At 64.1% G+C, this 15,529-nt stretch carries 14 protein-coding genes and 2 pseudogenes; 9 read left to right on the forward strand and 7 right to left on the reverse strand.

The genetic code is table 11. The features are described from left to right. Positions 1 to 24: 24 nt before the first annotated feature. From ACQ86E_RS10785 to ACQ86E_RS10800, 4 genes and pseudogenes are all read right to left on the reverse strand, one after another. Positions 25 to 813, reverse strand: a complete 789-nt coding sequence (locus ACQ86E_RS10785) for an ABC transporter ATP-binding protein (protein ID WP_431205367.1) — start codon at positions 811 to 813, stop codon at positions 25 to 27. A 3-nt stretch (positions 814 to 816) separates the two neighbouring features. Further along, positions 817 to 1,573 (reverse strand): annotated as a pseudogene (locus ACQ86E_RS10790) (ABC transporter ATP-binding protein). Further along, on the reverse strand, positions 1,570 to 2,721 hold the full coding sequence (locus tag ACQ86E_RS10795; RefSeq protein WP_431205368.1) for a branched-chain amino acid ABC transporter permease: 1,152 nt from the start codon (positions 2,719 to 2,721) through the stop codon (positions 1,570 to 1,572). The pseudogene ACQ86E_RS10790 and the gene ACQ86E_RS10795 overlap by 4 nt, the downstream one beginning before the upstream one ends. A 6-nt stretch (positions 2,722 to 2,727) precedes the next feature. Then, positions 2,728 to 3,603 carry a branched-chain amino acid ABC transporter permease gene (locus ACQ86E_RS10800; RefSeq protein ID WP_014439479.1) on the reverse strand — a complete coding sequence of 292 codons (876 nt, stop codon included), beginning with the start codon at positions 3,601 to 3,603 and terminating at the stop codon, positions 2,728 to 2,730. Between the two features lie 275 nt (positions 3,604 to 3,878). Here ACQ86E_RS10800 and ACQ86E_RS10805 point away from each other — a divergent pair, with 275 nt between their 5' ends. The 7 genes from ACQ86E_RS10805 to ACQ86E_RS10835 all read left to right on the forward strand — a co-directional run bounded on the left by ACQ86E_RS10805 (position 3,879) and on the right by ACQ86E_RS10835 (position 9,493). After that, the gene (locus ACQ86E_RS10805) at positions 3,879 to 4,628 is read left to right on the forward strand and encodes an ABC transporter ATP-binding protein (protein WP_431206443.1); all 750 of its coding nucleotides are present in this window, start codon (positions 3,879 to 3,881) and stop codon (positions 4,626 to 4,628) included. Next, positions 4,625 to 6,151 carry a permease gene (locus ACQ86E_RS10810; protein WP_431205369.1) on the forward strand — a complete coding sequence of 509 codons (1,527 nt, stop codon included), beginning with the start codon at positions 4,625 to 4,627 and terminating at the stop codon, positions 6,149 to 6,151. Before ACQ86E_RS10805 ends, ACQ86E_RS10810 begins: the two co-directional genes overlap by 4 nt. 65 nt (positions 6,152 to 6,216) lie before the next feature. After that, positions 6,217 to 6,471, forward strand: a complete 255-nt coding sequence (locus tag ACQ86E_RS10815) for an AbrB/MazE/SpoVT family DNA-binding domain-containing protein (protein ID WP_431205370.1) — start codon at positions 6,217 to 6,219, stop codon at positions 6,469 to 6,471. Next, on the forward strand, positions 6,468 to 6,863 hold the full coding sequence (locus tag ACQ86E_RS10820; protein WP_431205371.1) for a type II toxin-antitoxin system VapC family toxin: 396 nt from the start codon (positions 6,468 to 6,470) through the stop codon (positions 6,861 to 6,863). Before ACQ86E_RS10815 ends, ACQ86E_RS10820 begins: the two co-directional genes overlap by 4 nt. A 65-nt stretch (positions 6,864 to 6,928) precedes the next feature. Then, positions 6,929 to 7,741, forward strand: a complete 813-nt coding sequence (locus tag ACQ86E_RS10825) for an MBL fold metallo-hydrolase (protein ID WP_431205372.1) — start codon at positions 6,929 to 6,931, stop codon at positions 7,739 to 7,741. Positions 7,742 to 7,806: 65 nt separating this feature from the next. After that, positions 7,807 to 8,328 carry a hypothetical protein gene (locus tag ACQ86E_RS10830; protein ID WP_431205373.1) on the forward strand — a complete coding sequence of 174 codons (522 nt, stop codon included), beginning with the start codon at positions 7,807 to 7,809 and terminating at the stop codon, positions 8,326 to 8,328. Positions 8,329 to 8,440: 112 nt separating this feature from the next. Then, positions 8,441 to 9,493 (forward strand): amidohydrolase family protein, encoded by a 1,053-nt coding sequence (locus tag ACQ86E_RS10835; protein ID WP_431205374.1) that lies wholly within the window; start codon positions 8,441 to 8,443, stop codon positions 9,491 to 9,493. A gap of 116 nt (positions 9,494 to 9,609) precedes the next feature. Here ACQ86E_RS10835 and ACQ86E_RS10840 read toward each other — a convergent pair. Then, positions 9,610 to 10,066 (reverse strand): annotated as a pseudogene (locus tag ACQ86E_RS10840) (cupin domain-containing protein). A gap of 235 nt (positions 10,067 to 10,301) precedes the next feature. On the opposite strand from ACQ86E_RS10840, the gene ACQ86E_RS10845 reads away from it, so the two are divergent. Then, positions 10,302 to 10,856, forward strand: coding sequence for a hypothetical protein (locus ACQ86E_RS10845; RefSeq protein ID WP_431205375.1), 555 nt, complete (start codon positions 10,302 to 10,304; stop codon positions 10,854 to 10,856). A 9-nt stretch (positions 10,857 to 10,865) separates the two neighbouring features. On the opposite strand, the gene ACQ86E_RS10850 is transcribed toward ACQ86E_RS10845, so the two are convergent. Further along, on the reverse strand, positions 10,866 to 12,122 hold the full coding sequence (locus ACQ86E_RS10850; protein ID WP_431205376.1) for an aminopeptidase: 1,257 nt from the start codon (positions 12,120 to 12,122) through the stop codon (positions 10,866 to 10,868). 111 nt (positions 12,123 to 12,233) lie between these two features. Beyond that, positions 12,234 to 13,595 carry a class-II fumarase/aspartase family protein gene (locus ACQ86E_RS10855; RefSeq protein WP_431205377.1) on the reverse strand — a complete coding sequence of 454 codons (1,362 nt, stop codon included), beginning with the start codon at positions 13,593 to 13,595 and terminating at the stop codon, positions 12,234 to 12,236. Between the two features lie 313 nt (positions 13,596 to 13,908). Here ACQ86E_RS10855 and ACQ86E_RS10860 point away from each other — a divergent pair, with 313 nt between their 5' ends. Next, the gene (locus ACQ86E_RS10860) at positions 13,909 to 15,465 is read left to right on the forward strand and encodes a winged helix-turn-helix domain-containing protein (protein WP_431205378.1); all 1,557 of its coding nucleotides are present in this window, start codon (positions 13,909 to 13,911) and stop codon (positions 15,463 to 15,465) included. Positions 15,466 to 15,529: the final 64 nt, after the last annotated feature.

Raw genomic sequence — 15,529 nt, forward strand, 5'->3', positions numbered from 1 at the left:
TCCTCTTCAACGCCACGAACTCCCCTAGCGCCACGTCTTCTTCTTTTTCCAGCGCCGTTCGCCGCGCGCGCCCTCTTCCCTGGCGCCAAGGTAGAATTCCTGGATGTCCTGGGAATGCATCAAGCGGTCGCAGGTGTCGTTCATCACGACGCGTCCGATCTCGAGCACATAGCCATAATGCGCCGTCTCCAGCGCGACCTTGGCATTCTGCTCGACCAGCAGGATCGACATGCCCTGCTCCTCGTTGACGCGGCGGATGATGGTGAAGATCTCCTTCACCAGCAGCGGCGAGAGGCCGAGCGAGGGTTCGTCGAGCAGCAGCAGCGTCGGCCGGTTCATCAGCGCGCGGCCGATCGCGAGCATCTGCTGCTCGCCGCCGGAGAGCTGGCCGGCCGGCTGGTTGATACGCTCCTTCAGCCGCGGGAAATAGCCGTAGACGCGCTCCAGATCCTCCGCGACGCCGTCACGGTCCTTGCGCGGGTAGGCCCCCATCATCAGGTTCTCTCGCACCGAGAGGAACGGAAACACCTCGCGTCCCTCGGGCACATGGCTGAGGCCGAGGCGCACGATGCGGTCCGCCTCCATGCGCTGGATCGGCTTTCCCATGAAATCGATCGAGCCCTTCTGCGGATCGAGAATTCCGGAGATGGTCTTCAGCACCGTGGTCTTGCCGGCGCCGTTGGCGCCCAGCAGCGTGACGATGCGGCCGCGCGGCACCTCCAGCGAAATGCCGCGGATCGCCATGATCGGCCCGTAATAGCTCTCGATGTTGGAGAGTTTCAGGATGATGTCCGGCGTCACGGCGGCGTCCATGCCTCAGGCTCCCAGATACGCGGCGACGACGTCGGGGTGCTGCTGAACGTCAGCGGGCGAGCCCATCGCCAGCACCCGGCCGTAGTTCAGTGCGATGACGCGATCGGAGACGCGGTTCACCAGCGACATGTCATGCTCGACCATCAGCACGGTGACGCCGAGCTCGCTCTTCATGTCGCGGATCCAGAACGACATGTCTTTGGTTTCCTCGACATTGAGGCCGGAGGACGGCTCGTCAAGCAGGATCAACTTCGGCTCCGAGCACAGCGCGCGCGAGCTCGATCACCTTGCGTACGCCGTAGGGAAGGCCCGAGATCAGCTTGTCGCGGTAAGCTTCGAGATCGAGGAACTCGATCACCTGCTCGACGCGGCGGCGGTGTATCTTCTCGTTGGCGCGCACGCTCGGCAGGAACAGCACCTCCTGCCAGAGCTGCGTGGTCGAATGCCTGTGGCGGCCGACCAGGAGGTTCGACAGCACGGTGGCATTCTCGAACAGCTCGATGTTCTGGAAGGTGCGGGCGATGCCGAGCCTGGCGATATCGTAGGGCGGCTGCTCCGTGATGTCCTGGTCTTCGAAGAAGATACGGCCCGAGGTCGGCCGGTAGATCCGCGAGATCAGGTTGAAGATCGAGCTCTTGCCGGCGCCGTTGGGACCGATGATCGACAGGATCTCGCCCCGCTCGACCGCGAAGGACACCGCGTCGACCGCCTTGAGGCCGCCGAAATGCAGCGACAGGTTTTCGGCGCGGAAATAGCTCATCTGTTCCGCTCCGACTTCACGTAGATCTTCTGCCGCTTGAAGGTGGCGCGCTTGTAGAGCGGGAACAGCTGAAAGAAGAGTTTGATCTTCAGCCAGCGGCCGTAGAGCCCGAGCGGCTCGAACAGCACGAACAGCACGATGATGATGCCGTAGATCGCGCCCTTGAGGCCGTTGAGCGAGGCGAAGGCCGCGACCTTGGACTGGATGTTGCCCGCAGTCGCCGCCCCGGCCCCGAACGTCGCGGCGATGCCGGCGATGATACCGGGCATGTCGTCCTTCAAATAGGTCAGGAACGGGTCGATCATCACGATGAAGATCGCGCCCAGCACCGCGCCGTGCAGGCTGAAGGAGCCTCCGATCAGGATCACGATGATGAACTCGATCGAGAGCTGCAGCGTGAACATCTCCGGCGAGATGAAGGAGAGCTTGTGCGCGAACAGCACGCCGGCAAAGCCGGTGATCGCCGCCGAGATCGCGAACGACTTCACTTTGTAGAGCGCGACGTTGACGCCCATGCTGCGCGCGGCCGTCTCGGAATCGCGGATCGCGACGAAGGCGCGTCCCGTCGGCGAGCGCAGCAGATTGAGCGTACCGACGATGGTCAGCACCAGCACGGCGAGGCAGAGGAAATAGAAGGTCGGGCTGTCGCGCGGCACCGCGACGCCGAGCAGCGACAGCGTCTTGACCCGCATGCCCTCGTTGCCGTTGGTGGCGCTCTCCCAGCGCGCCAGGATTTCTTCGACGATCAAGGCAAAGGAGATGGTGGCGATGACGAGATAGATGCCCTGGAGCCGGAGTGCGGGGAAACCGACCATCGCACCGATCAGGCCGGTCAGGGCGCCTGCGGCGAGGAAGTAGAGCGGAAAGGGCACGTTGTATTTCTGCAGATAGGCCGCCGTGTAGGCGCCGATCGCCAGAAACGCGGCATGACCCAGCGAAGCCTGCCCGGTGAAGCCGGTCAGGATCATCAGCCCCACGCCGACGGTCGCATAGATGCAGACGAAGACGAGCTGGCTCATCAGATAGCTGGAGAGCACGTAGGGCGCGATCAGCAACACGGCCAGCAGGACGCCGTAGGAGACGATGTAGCCCGAATGCGGAAACAGCCTGATGTCGTCCTCATAGTCGGTCTTGAACAGGAAGCGCATGGCGGTTCAGACCTTCTTGCGGACGTGAAGGCCGAACAGGCCCTCGGGCTTGAGCAAGAGCACGGCGAGCAGCACGATATAGGGCGCGACGTCCTTCCAGCCCTCGGCGAGGTAGAAGCCGGCCATGCTCTCGATCACGCCGATCAGGACGCCGCCGACGACCGCACCGGGGATCGAGCCGAAGCCGCCGAGCACCGCTGCCGGAAACGCCTTCAGGCCGAGCACGAGACCCACGTTGGAGTGGATGAAGGTGATCGGCGCCAGCAGCACGCCGGCGCAGGTCGCCACCGCCGCGCTGATCGCCCAGACGATCGACACCACCCGCTTGACCGGAATGCCCATGTAATAGGCCGCCAGCATGTTCTCGGAACTGGCGCGCATCGCGGTGCCGAGCGTGGTCTTGTTGAAGAACAGCCAGAGCAGCGTGCACAGGATCATCGTCGCCGCGATCACCGAGAGCTTGTCATAGGCCAGCACCAGCGAGCCGATGCGCAGTACGCCCTGGCTGAACGGCGTCTCGATCTTGAGATCGTCGGTGCCCCAGATCATGCCGGCGATCGAGCGCAGGAAGTAGCCGAGCCCGATGGTCGCCATGATGATGGAAAACTGCGGATAGCCGAGGATCGGCCGCACCACCACGCGCTCGGCCAGCATGCCGAACAGCGCCATCGCCGCCACGGCACCGGCAAAGCCGATCCAGTAGTTCAGGCCCATCATGCCGATGAAGGTGAAGGCGAAGAAGCCGCCCAGCATCATCAGATCGCCCTGGGCGAAATTGACGACCTCGGTGGCCTTGTAGACGAGCACGAAGCCGAGCGCGATCAGGCCGTAAACGCAGCCGAGCGCAACTCCGCTGACCAGCTGCTGAACGAAATCCAGCATTGCCGCGCATCCTCCCGATGCAACCAGCGGTTCTTCGTGACCGCCTTGCCGCATCTTGTGTCCAGTCGCTACGCGGTCGTTTCGCCGCGTTAGCTCCATTTGTCCCAGCGCAATTCAGCCTGAACCGCCACGCGCTGTCAACAAACGGTGACTTGTTAGGGCGACTTGCCTTTAGTCCAAGGCGGATGGCGGAATTTGCAGCAGCACGATTCACGGTGCCGAAACATCTTCAGGGCATGGTCGCGAGCGATGCAAAACCGCAAGGTGTGGCCGACATGAAGCCGGACAACTCGGCGCTCGAAGTCCGAGGGTTAACGAAGCGTTTTGACCGTTTGGCGGTCGATAGCCTTGATCTCACCATCCACGCCGGTGAATTCTACGCGCTGGTCGGCCCCAACGGTGCCGGCAAGACCACCACTTTGCGCATGGTTGCAGGCCTGCTCAGGCCCGATGCCGGCGCGGTCTCGATCTTCGGCATCGACGCGCTCGCAAATCCCGTCGCCGCCAAGCAGGTGATGGCGTGGGTCTCCGACGAGCCGATGATCTACGACAAGCTCACGCCGCTCGAATATCTCGAATTCGTCGCCGGCCTCTGGGGCATCGCGCCATCCATCTCGGAGCCGGTCGCGCAGGAGCTGCTCAACTCGCTCGGGCTCGAGCCGCACCGGCACGAACGCTGCGAGGGCTTCTCCAAGGGCATGCGCCAGAAGGTCGCTCTCGCCGGCGCGCTGGTGCACGATCCCCGCCTGATCATCCTCGACGAGCCGCTGACCGGACTCGATGCGGTCTCTGCCCGTCACGTGAAGGGTCTCCTGAGCGAGCGCGTTCAGGCGGGCTGCACCATCATCATGACGACGCATATTCTCGAAGTTGCCGAACGCATGGCCGACCGCATCGGCGTGATCGCCTCGGGCCGCCTGGTCGCCGAAGGAACGCTCACCGAATTGCGCCAGCAGAACGGCCATGCCGACACCAGCCTTGAAGATCTCTTCATCGCGCTGGTGACGCTCCAGGAAGCCGCATGAGCTCGGCGACCGCGCTCTCCTGGTTTGCGCGCCACGAATTGCGCCTCGCCTGGCGCGAATGGTTCGCGATGATGACCGGCGGCCGGCGCAAGCGGGCGCGCGCTGCCGTGATCGGCCTGCTGTGCTTCGCGGCCCTGCTGCATCTGCCCGCCTGGGCCGTGATCGGCCGCTTCGCCGACCTGCAACTGCCGCTCGACAAATCCTCGCTGATCGTGATCACGGCGACGATCTTCCTGGCCTGGACGCTGATGCTGTCGCAGGCCATCGAATCTGTGACGCGGGTGTTTTACGCCCGCGCCGATCTCGACCTCATCATGTCCTCGCCGGCGACGCTGGCCAATCTGTTCTCGGTGCGCATCGCCGCGATCGCACTCACCGTCACGGTGCTGGCGCTGCTGTTCTCGACACCTTTCATCGACGTGCTCGTGTTCGGCGGCGGCGCGCGCTGGCTTGCGGCGTTCGGCGTCGTCGTCGCCATGGGCCTGTCGGCCGCTGCGGTCGCGATCGCCGTCACCATCCTGATGTTCCGCCTGATCGGCCCGGCGCGGACGCGCTTCGTGGCCCAGATCCTCGCCGCCATCATCGGCGCCGGCTTCGTGATTGCGCTACAGGTCGCCGCGATCATGTCCTATGGCACGCTGTCGCGCATCACCATCCTGACATCAGGCACCTTTGCCGAACACGCTCCTGATGTCGACAGCATCTGGTGGTGGCCGGCGCGCGCAGCCATGGGCGACACCGAGGCGCTACTGCTGCTCCTCGCGCTCGGCCTCGTGCTGCTCGGAAGCGTCATGGCGATGTTCTCGGGCCGCTTCGCCAACACCGCGATCGATGCGGCCGCCTACGGCAGATCCGGCAGCAAGCGCGCAAAGGAACGCCCATTCCGAAGCGGAACGCGGCAAACGGCGCTGCGCCGCAAGGAATTCACGCTGTTGTGGCGCGATCCCTGGCTGGTCTCGCAAACCCTGATGCAGCTACTCTATCTGGTGCCGCCGGCGCTGCTGCTGTGGCGCAGCTTCGCCGACAGCTCCGCTGCGGTGACATTGATCACGCCTGTGATCGTCATGGCGGCGGGACAACTCGCCGGCGGGCTCGCCTGGCTGACGATCTCGGGCGAGGATGCGCCCGATCTGGTCGCAACCGCGCCGCTGACACCATCCAGCGTCATCCGCGCCAAGATCGAGGTGGTGCTCATGGCAATCGCCGTGATCTTCTGCCCGCTGATTGCCGCCCTGGCATTCGCGTCGCCGTTCCAGGCTGCCGTCAGCGCCTGTGCCGTCATCATCAGCGCGGCCTCCGCGACCGCGATCCAGCTCTGGTTCCGGGTGCAGGCAAGGCGCAGCCAATTCCGCCGCCGCCAGACCTCGTCGCGGCTCGCGACCTTTGCCGAAGCCTTCTCCTCGATCGGCTGGGCCGCCACCGCCGCACTGGTGCTGGCGCTGCCGCTGGCCGGCCTCATCAGCGGCCTGATCACGGCGGGCCTCGTGGCCATCACGTGGAAGTTCAGCCCAAGGCGTGAGTAGTAGGCTCCTTGAAAGTAAGGGGAAAATGCCTTACTTATGGACAGTCTCAGGCGTTGGAGGATCTAATGAGCACGCTCACTGTCACAGCGAAGGGACAGGTTACGTTGCGGAAGGACCTCCTGGAGCACCTGGGTGTGCATCCCGGCGACAAGATTTCGATAGAAAAGCTTCCTGGGGGTCGAGTTGAGGTGAGGGCAGTTCGGCCCACCGGAGAGATTTCCGATGCCTTCGGCTTCCTGAAAGGAAAAACGAACGGTCAATCACTGTCGATCGAAGATATGAACGAGATCATCGCTGAAGGCTGGGCCGGCAAGCGATGAAGATAACACCGGACACCAATGTCCTGGCACGGGTTCTGGTCGGGGACGATGCCGAACAGAGCAAGGCGGCCGAAGCCGTTCTCAAGAAGGCAGATGTAGTAGCCATCTCGATCCCCGCACTGTGCGAGTTGGCCTGGGTCCTCTCAAGAGGTTACAAAACCTCTTCCGAGAATATCGCGGCGTCCATTCGGCAGTTCATCAGCGCCTCCAATGTGGTCGTCAACCGGCCTCTGGCTGAGGCTGGATTGGCGCTGCTCGATGCTGGCGGGGATTTTTCCGATGGCGCAATTGCTCATGAAGGCTATTGGCTTGGCGCCGAGACCTTCGTTTCATTCGACAAGAAAGCCGTGAGGCTAATCGAGGCAAGCGGCGGATTGGCGCGGCTGCCATAGCCATGCATGACGTCGCGGAGATTCAACGCTACACTGCCTCGGTGCATGGCGATGGGCAATTCCGTATGTCTCGATTGATTCCTACGATCGTTGCTTTCCTTGGCGCTTTCCTCTCGCCTGCCCTCGCCCAGCAGCCCCAGCGCAGCGAATGCCTGGCGATGGCCAACGCCGCGCCTCGCATCATGCCGGTCGCCTTCCGGCAGGCGGCAGCCGCGGCCGAGGTCCAGATCACCTATGCCGGCCATTCCACCTATTACATCGACACGCCCGGCGGCCTGCGCATCGCCACCGACTATAGCGGCGCCCATCAGGTCGGCCGGCTGCCCGATGTCGCCACGATGAACCGCGCGCACAGCACCCACTACACGCTCTTTCCCGACAAGCGAATTCCCCATGTGCTGCATGGCTGGAGCGAGGACGGCAAGCCGGCCATCGTGTCGGAGCGCATCGGCGACACCTTCGTCCGTAACGTCACGACCGATATCCGCCGCTATTTCGGCGACGATTCCGGCGCCGACATGATCCGCGACGGCAATTCGATCTTCATCTTCGAGGTTGCGGGCCTCTGCATCGGACATCTCGGCCATCTCCACCACAAGCTCGACGACAGCCACTTCGCCCAGATCGGGCGGCTCGACATCGTGATGGTGCCTATCGACGGCACCTACACCATGTCGCTGGGCGGCGTCGCCGAAATCACCAAGCGGCTGCGTGCGTCCGTGGTGCTGCCGATGCACCGCTTCGCGACCCCGCTCGACGATTTCCTGCGCGGCATCGGCCAGCAGTTCGAGATCGACCGCCGCAGCGAGCGTTCCTTCCGGATGTCGCGCGATGCGCTGCCGACGACGCCGACGGTGATCGTTCTCGACGGCGTCTGACGCGCAATTTTCTCCAAGTCGCTTGCGGCTCCTTCGTGCTGGTCTCCTTGCGACAGGAGATCGACATGACCGACTTTGCAAGATTGCTGCACGCGGACGGACCGAACCCCGAACACGCAGCGGCGCTGCAGCTCTATGGCCGCTTCGTCGGGGACTGGGACGCTGAAATCACGGCCCATGGAACGGACGGAACGAAGCACACTGCACCCGGCGAAATCCATTTCGGCTGGGTGCTGGAGGGCCGCGCCGTGCAGGACGTCTGGATCATTCCTCGCGCCGCAGGCAGCCCGGCCTTCCCGATCGCCGGCAATTGGTACGGCACGACGCTCCGGGTCTACGATCCCACCATTTCCGCGTGGCGGATTTCCTGGTTCGATCCCGGCCGCGGTATGTTTCGCCAGCAGATCGGCCGCCCGCGCGGCGAGGACATCGTGCAGGAGGGCACGACCGAGGCCGGCGACCTCACGCGCTGGAGTTTTGTCGAGATCGCCGATGATTCCTTCCACTGGCTCGGCGAGGTCAAGCCCGCCGCCGCAACCGATTGGCGGCTGACGGTCGATGTCAGGGCGAGGCGGCGCACGGACTGACGACAGCGCCGATACGCTTGCGATGACGGGCGCGGTTGCGCAACGCGCGCTGCTGCGTGGAGACATCAAATGCTAGGCTCCCGCCACAAAAAACAGGAGGGAGCGAACACCGATGGCTGCAAGCGGTCTGCCTGCCAACACCAGCGGGCTATTCGTCGAGCCGCGCGAGGACTGGCTCGCGCAACATCAGGAGGAGATCGTCGATCCGGCACGGCGGATCGTCGATCCCCATCACCATCTCTGGAATCGCGGGCACCGCTACCTGATCGAGGAGATGGCGGCCGACATCGCTTCCGGCCACAACATCATCGCTACCGTGTATGTCGACTGCCGCTCGATGTACCGCGCGCACGGCCCCGAGGCATTCCGGCCCGTCGGCGAGGTCGAGTTCGCCAACGGCGTTGCCGCGATGAGCGCGAGCGGCGGTTACGGCTCGGCCGCGATCTGCGCCGGCATCGTCAGCCACGCGAATCTGCTATTGGGCGACGCCGCCAGGCCGGTGCTGGAGGCGGAGATCGCGGCCGGCAACGGCCGCTTCCGCGGCATCAGGCATTCCTCGGCCTGGGACGAAGATCCTGCCGTCGCCGGCATGTACGCGAGCCGGCCAAGGGGATTGTTGGGCGACCCGACCTTCCGCAAGGGCTTTGCCTGCCTTGCGCCGCTGAATCTCAGCTTCGATGCCTGGCTGTTCCATCCGCAGATCGGCGAGCTGACCGAGCTCGCGCGCGCCTTTCCCGACACCAAAATCGTGCTCGACCATTGCGGCGGCCCGGCCGGAATCGGCCGCTTTGCAGGGCGGCGCGACGAGGTGTTTCCGCAGTGGCGCGCGTCGATCCAGGAGATCGCGAAATGCGAGAACGTCGTCGTCAAGCTCGGAGGGCTCGCGATGTGCCTGCTCGGCTACGACTTTCATTTGCGCAAGACGCCGCCGTCATCGGAACAGCTTGCCGCCGCCTGGCGGCCCTATATCGAGACCTGCATCGAGGCCTTCGGCCCCAAGCGGGCGATGTTCGAAAGCAATTTCCCGCCGGACAAGGGCCAGTGCAGCTACCAGGTGATCTTCAACGCCTTCAAGCGCATCGCCGCGCCCCTGAGCGAAGCCGAGAAGACCGCGCTGTTCTCGCAGACCGCGATCGAAGTCTACCGGCTCGACTTGCCGTCGTGACGGGACTTGATGTCGGAACAAGACTTGCCGTCATGACGAGAAGAGGGGCCGGGATGTTGATCCCGACCCCTCTTCGTCGTAGCCCGCTGGGAAGCGTCCTTGAAACCTGAAACTGACTAGCCCGCACCAAGCAGCGAGGCCGGGCGGCGCTCGCCGGTGGAGACGAACATCCGCTTGAGCCTGTTGACGACGCGGATCACGAAGCCGATCATGACGGGATTCGTCTTGCGGCAGAAAGCGATCTTCTTGACGTGGCCTTCGACATGCCATTTGGCATGCGCGCCGTCGCGGAAGAAAATGACGTCGCCGGGTCCGTAGCGCTTCGGCGGCATGCCGTCGCTTCTCGAGCACGATCGAGCCTTCCATGATCATGATCGTCTCGTCGATGTCGTAATACCAGTTGAAGCGGCCCTCGGTGCACTGCCAGATGATGGTCGAGGCGGTGCCGTCGTCGCTGGTGGACAGGATCCGAGAGCGCGATACCGGGTTACCCTCGATGATCCAGGACGGCTCGATCGGCCGTAGCTCGAGGTCCACATTGCAACTACCGATTTCAATCAATGCGCGAGACATCTACTTCCCCCGGAATAATATGACCGACCGGGTCTCCGCCCGGAGTGTTGAAAAGATTTCGGGAACGCTAGTGGCCGGCTTTTAATTCTTTCTTACGCAGGCCCCGACAATCAGCCGCAAGTTGCAGGCGCGAAGCGGTTAACGTCGGGATTCGCCTGCAAATTCGCGCACATGAACCCATCTTTTCCGGGGTGCGACAAAGTGCGCGAAAGTGACCATCGAAGGAGCCATGCTGATGCCCCTCACACCAGAGGTTCTGACAACCAACAGCGAGGTCATTGCTTGGCTCGGCAGCCTCGACGTCTCGTTCGCGCCGGACGACGAGCCCTGGTTCACCATCGACGGTGTTGAAAGCCCCCGGCAGATCGGCGGTGACGGCGCCGGAGGCGCGTTCGTGCTGCTGCCGTCGCAGAATGTGCTCTACGTCTCATCGGAAGGCCGCGCGGGAATTATCGCCGATACGTTCGAGGCGTTCGTTCAACTGGTCGCAGCCCGCCCGTATTGGCTGGATATCCTGAAATTCTCTGCCGGCGGTGATCTCGAGGAAATGCGGCGCGCCGCGAATGCGCTGGAGGCGACACTCGACGACGAGGACGAGGTCAACGAGGCCCGCGAGGAAATCCGCAGGGGTCTCAACCTGCCGGAGGCGGACGATCCCGTTCGTGCGCTTTACGAGGCGGTCGCCGCGTCCGACGCCATCGTGCGGGCGACCGACGGCTGCCCGTTCACGACGCTGTTCAACCGCTTCAGCGTCGACAGCAATCCGATGCTGCGCAACGCAGCGGCGTGAGAGAGAGTTCTACTTTGCCCACTCGCCCTTGCGGAACACCGGCACCTTGCTGCCGTCGGCCAGAATGCCGTCGATGTCGGTCTCGGACGAGCCGATCATCCAGTCGATATGGATCAGGCTCTGGTTGCCGCCTTGGGCCGCGATCTGTTGCGGCGTCAGCTGGGCACCGTTGACGAAGCACTTCGAGTAGCACTGACCGAGCGCAATGTGCGAGGCCGCGTTCTCGTCGAACAACGTGTTGTAGAACAACAGCCCGCTCTGCGAGATCGGCGAGGAATGCGGCACCAGCGCCACTTCGCCGAGCCGCCGCGCGCCCTCGTCGGTGTCGAGCACCTTGTTCAGCACCTCCGCGCCGCGCGAGGCCTTGGCATCGACGATCCTGCCGTCCTCGAAGCGCACCGCGATGTTGTCGATCAGCGTGCCCTGGTAGGACAGCGGCTTCGAACTCACGACATGACCGTAGACGCGCCGACAATGCGGCGTGGTGAAGACCTCTTCGGTCGGGATGTTGGCGTTGCAGCTGATACCGTTCTTGGCCAGCGAGGCGCCGCCTTCCCATTCGTGGCCGTCGGCGAGCCCGATGGTGAGGTCGGTCCCCGGTCCCGAATACTGCAGCGCGCGGAAACGCTGGCCGTTGAGCCAGTTGGTGCGCTCGCGCAGCACCGCATTGTGACTAGCCCAATTGGCCGTGGCGTCCTCGCGATCGACCCGGGACGCGGCGAAGATCGCGTCCGCGAGCTTGCCGATCGCGACCTCTTCCTGATCGTTGGGAAACACCAGCTTGGACCACGCGGCGCTCGGATAGGCGATGATGTTCCAGTTGGTGTCGAAATTGACGATCTTTTCCAACGCCGGCTGATAGGCGATGGAATTTGCCTTGCTGGCGCGCGCGACCTTGGAAGCATCTTCACCCGACAACAGCATCGGATTGTCGCCGACGATCGCAAGCCGCGCGGTATTGTTCGAGAACGCCTTCGCCATGCCCTCGTAGAGCCAGTTGGCAGCGCGATCGAAGCTGTTGTCGTGACCGTGGCGATAGCGCGCCAGTGTCATCTCTTCATCCGAGAGGATCGGCGTCACGATGCCTGCGCCGGCCTTGTAGGCATGGACGGCGATTCGCCGCACCAGCGGCAGCGCGATCGCGGGCGCCGTCAGCAGAAGGTCCTGTCCCGGCCGCAAACCCAGGCCCACCTTCACCGCCACCTCGGCCAGCCGGTCGAGTTTCACGGGGTCAATGGGAGTGGCGGAATTGCGGTGGTCAGTCATACGCGGTCCTCTGCCAAAATCTTCCGTTCAATCTAAGCCTAGCATCTCGAGGCACAAGTGCGCGAGCGCCCAGCGACATGTGAAAGATACGCAATTTCACGCATTTGGTTTTCAACGCGTTGCCGATTTCAGCACCCGATCGACCATCGCGGGCGCAAGGCCGAGGTAATTTTTCGGTGAAGTCAGCGCATCGATCGTGGCGCGGTCGATCCGGGTCGAGACGCGGGAGTCGGACGAGAGCGCGTCCGCCAGCGTCAGACCATTCTCGTTGGCGAGCCGGCAGGCATCATAGACCACGTCATGCGCCTCCTGCCGCCCGATCTGTGGCGCGAGCCCCATCATGACCGCCTCGGCCACGATCAGGCCGCGGCTGATGCCGAGGTTGTCGTTCATCTTCGCCTCGTCCACGATGAGGCCGGCGAGCGCGAACTTCGCCTGGTGCAGCGCGCCGGCGGAGAGCACGAAGCTTTCGGGGATCGCCATCCATTCGGCATGCCAGGGGCCGGTTGCGCGCTCGAAATCCTGCACCATGGCGTCCAGCATCAGGCCGGCGTGCTGCCGCACCGCCTTGGATGCGGCGAGCATCAGTTCTGAGGAGATCGGGTTGCGCTTCTGCGGCATGGTGGAGGACGCGCCGCGGCCCTTGACGAAGGGCTCGTAGACCTCGGCGAACTCGGTGGAGGCCATGATCATGATGTCGAGCGCGATCTTGCCGAGCGAGCCGGTGACGAGCGCGAGAAAATTGACCGCTTCGGCGAAGCCGTCGCGGGCGACGTGCCAGGTCGAGACGGGGACGCCGAGCTTCAGCTCGGCGCAGAGCGCCTCCTGCACCTCGAACCCCTTGTTGCCGAGCGAGGCGAGCGTACCGGCCGCGCCGGCGAACTGGCCGACCAGGACGCGCGGCTTCAATTGCGCCAGACGCTCGGCGTGGCGATCGAACATCGCAAGCCAGATCGCGGTCTTGTAACCGAAGGTCACCGGCAGCGCCTGCTGAAGATGAGTGCGGCCGGCCATCGGCGTGTCGCGATAGCGCTTCGAGAGGTCCGCCAGGATTTTTCGAAGCTCGCTGATGTCGCGCTCGACGAGCTCGAGCCCCGCGCGCAATTGCAGGACCACAGCGGTATCCATGATGTCCTGCGTGGTCGCGCCCCAATGTACGTAGCGGCCGGCCTCGCCGCATTGCTTCACCATCTGATGCACCAAGGGAAGGATCGGATAGCCGACGATGTCGGTCTCCTGCCGCAACAGGTCGAAATCGAGCGCGGTGACGTCCGTGCGCGCCGCGATCTGCTCGGCGGCCTCCTGCGGGATCACACCGCACTTTGCCTCCGCCTTGGCCAATGCCACCTCGACCTCGGCATAGCGCCCGACCAGCGCGACGTCGGAAAACACCGCGCGCATCTGGGGCGTGCCGAAGGCATCGCGGAACAGCATGGAGTCGATCACGGTGGTCGAGGCGGGAAAGGCGGGCATGGGCGTTTCTTTGTGGTTGGCGTTTTGTGTGGGCGCAGTTTACGCAGGCGGCGGTGTTCGGCAATGGACAAAGCCCGTTACTCCCATCATTCCGGGGCGCGCCATTTGGCCCGAGCCCGGAATGACGGGGCAAATAATCCGCCTCACATCGCCGCATTCACGCCGAGGTTGTATTCCTCCGCGAAACAGCATGGCTGCCATCACGCAATCGTGGTGAACCCGATCGACCGTTCAATGGACTCACAGACTTCGAGCAAAAGACCATTTTGATTTCATTATTGCCTGATGTCGCTGTGAGGACTGAGTTTTCGACGTGCAGTTCATGTTCCAGGACCACCTTCTCGATACCGATCGGCGCGAGCTGAGCCGCGAGCAGGTTCCCGTGGCCGTAGAGCCGCAGGTTTTCGACCTGGTCGTCCACCTCATGGAAAACCGCGACCGGGTGGTCAGCAAGGACGAGCTGATCGACAAGATCTGGCACGGACGCAGCGTCTCGGAATCCACCCTCACCAGCCGGATCAACGCGGCGCGCAAGGCGATCGGCGACAACGGCGCGAACCAGGCGCTGATCCGCACCATTGCACGCAAGGGCTTTCGCTTCGTCGGCGATGTCCGGACGCAGCTCGGCGCGGTGCCCCCCGAACTCGGCCGCCTCGCCCAGGCGCCGCAGGCGCTCGCGCTGCCGGACCGGCCTGCGATCGCGGTGCTGCCCTTCACCAACATGAGCGGCGACCGCGATCAGGACTATTTCTCCGACGGCATCAGCGAGGACATCATCACCGCGCTGTCGAAGCTGCGCTGGTTCTTCGTCGTCGCGCGCAACTCCTCCTTCGTCTACAAGGGGCGCGCGGTGCACATCCACGAGGTCGCGCGCGAGCTCGGCGTTCGCTACGTACTCGAAGGCAGCGTGCGACGGAGCGGCGATCGCGTACGAATCTCGGCCCAACTCAACGACGTCTCGACCGGCAGCCATCTCTGGGCCGAGCGCTACGACCGCGAGCTCGCCGACATCTTCGCCGTACAGGACGAAATCACGGAAGCCATCGTCGCCGCGATCGAGCCGCAGCTCTACGCCGCGGAAAACTTCCGCGCCCAGCAGAAGCCGCCGGGCAGCCTCGACGCCTGGGACCTGGTGATGCGTGCGCTGTCGCATTACTGGCGTATCACCCGCGAGGACAATACCGCCGCGCAAGCATTGCTCGAACAGGCAACCGCACTCGATTCCGCCTATGGCAAGGCGCTGGGCCTGCTCGCGACCAGCCATATCTTCGGCGCGCATATGGGCTGGGCCGACATGGCCGCGACCGTACCGGTCGCCGAACGGGCAGCGCTTGCGGCGGTAGAGGCCGATCGCGAGGACGCCTGGGCCCATCACGGCCTGGCCTATACCTATCTATTCCGCCGCCGCTTCGACGACGCGCTGGCGGAGTTCGAGCTGACGCTGACGCTCAATCCGAACTTTGCGATGGCGCACGCCTTCTATGGCGTGACGCTGTGCTACGCGGGACGATGGCAGGACGGCGATGTCGCCGCGCGGCGCGCATTGCGGCTGAGCCCGCGCGATCCGCTCGCGGCGATCTATTGCGGTGTTGCGGCCTATGCGCAGTTCATCGGCCGTAATTACGAGGCGTCGATCCAGTTGGCACGGGAGTCGATGCGGCAGCGCGCCGATTTCGTCGGCGCCCATCGCGTGCTGACCGCCGCCGCCGGCATGCTGGGCGATGCTCAGCTCGCGGCATCCGCGCTGCAGGGCCTGCACCGCACCCAGCCCGGCCTCTCGCTGGCCTGGCTGACGCGCGAGTTACCGATGCTGCGGGCGGAAGATCGCGAGCATTATCTGGAAGGGTTTCGGCGCGCGGGGATGACGTAGGCGCGCGAGCGGGAGATAGGAGCGCTGACGCCTCCACGCTCGCAATGACGGCGGAAGGAGCGAA

The sequence above is a fragment of the Bradyrhizobium betae genome, from assembly GCF_050632175.1.
GTDB lineage: Bacteria > Pseudomonadota > Alphaproteobacteria > Rhizobiales > Xanthobacteraceae > Bradyrhizobium > Bradyrhizobium betae_B.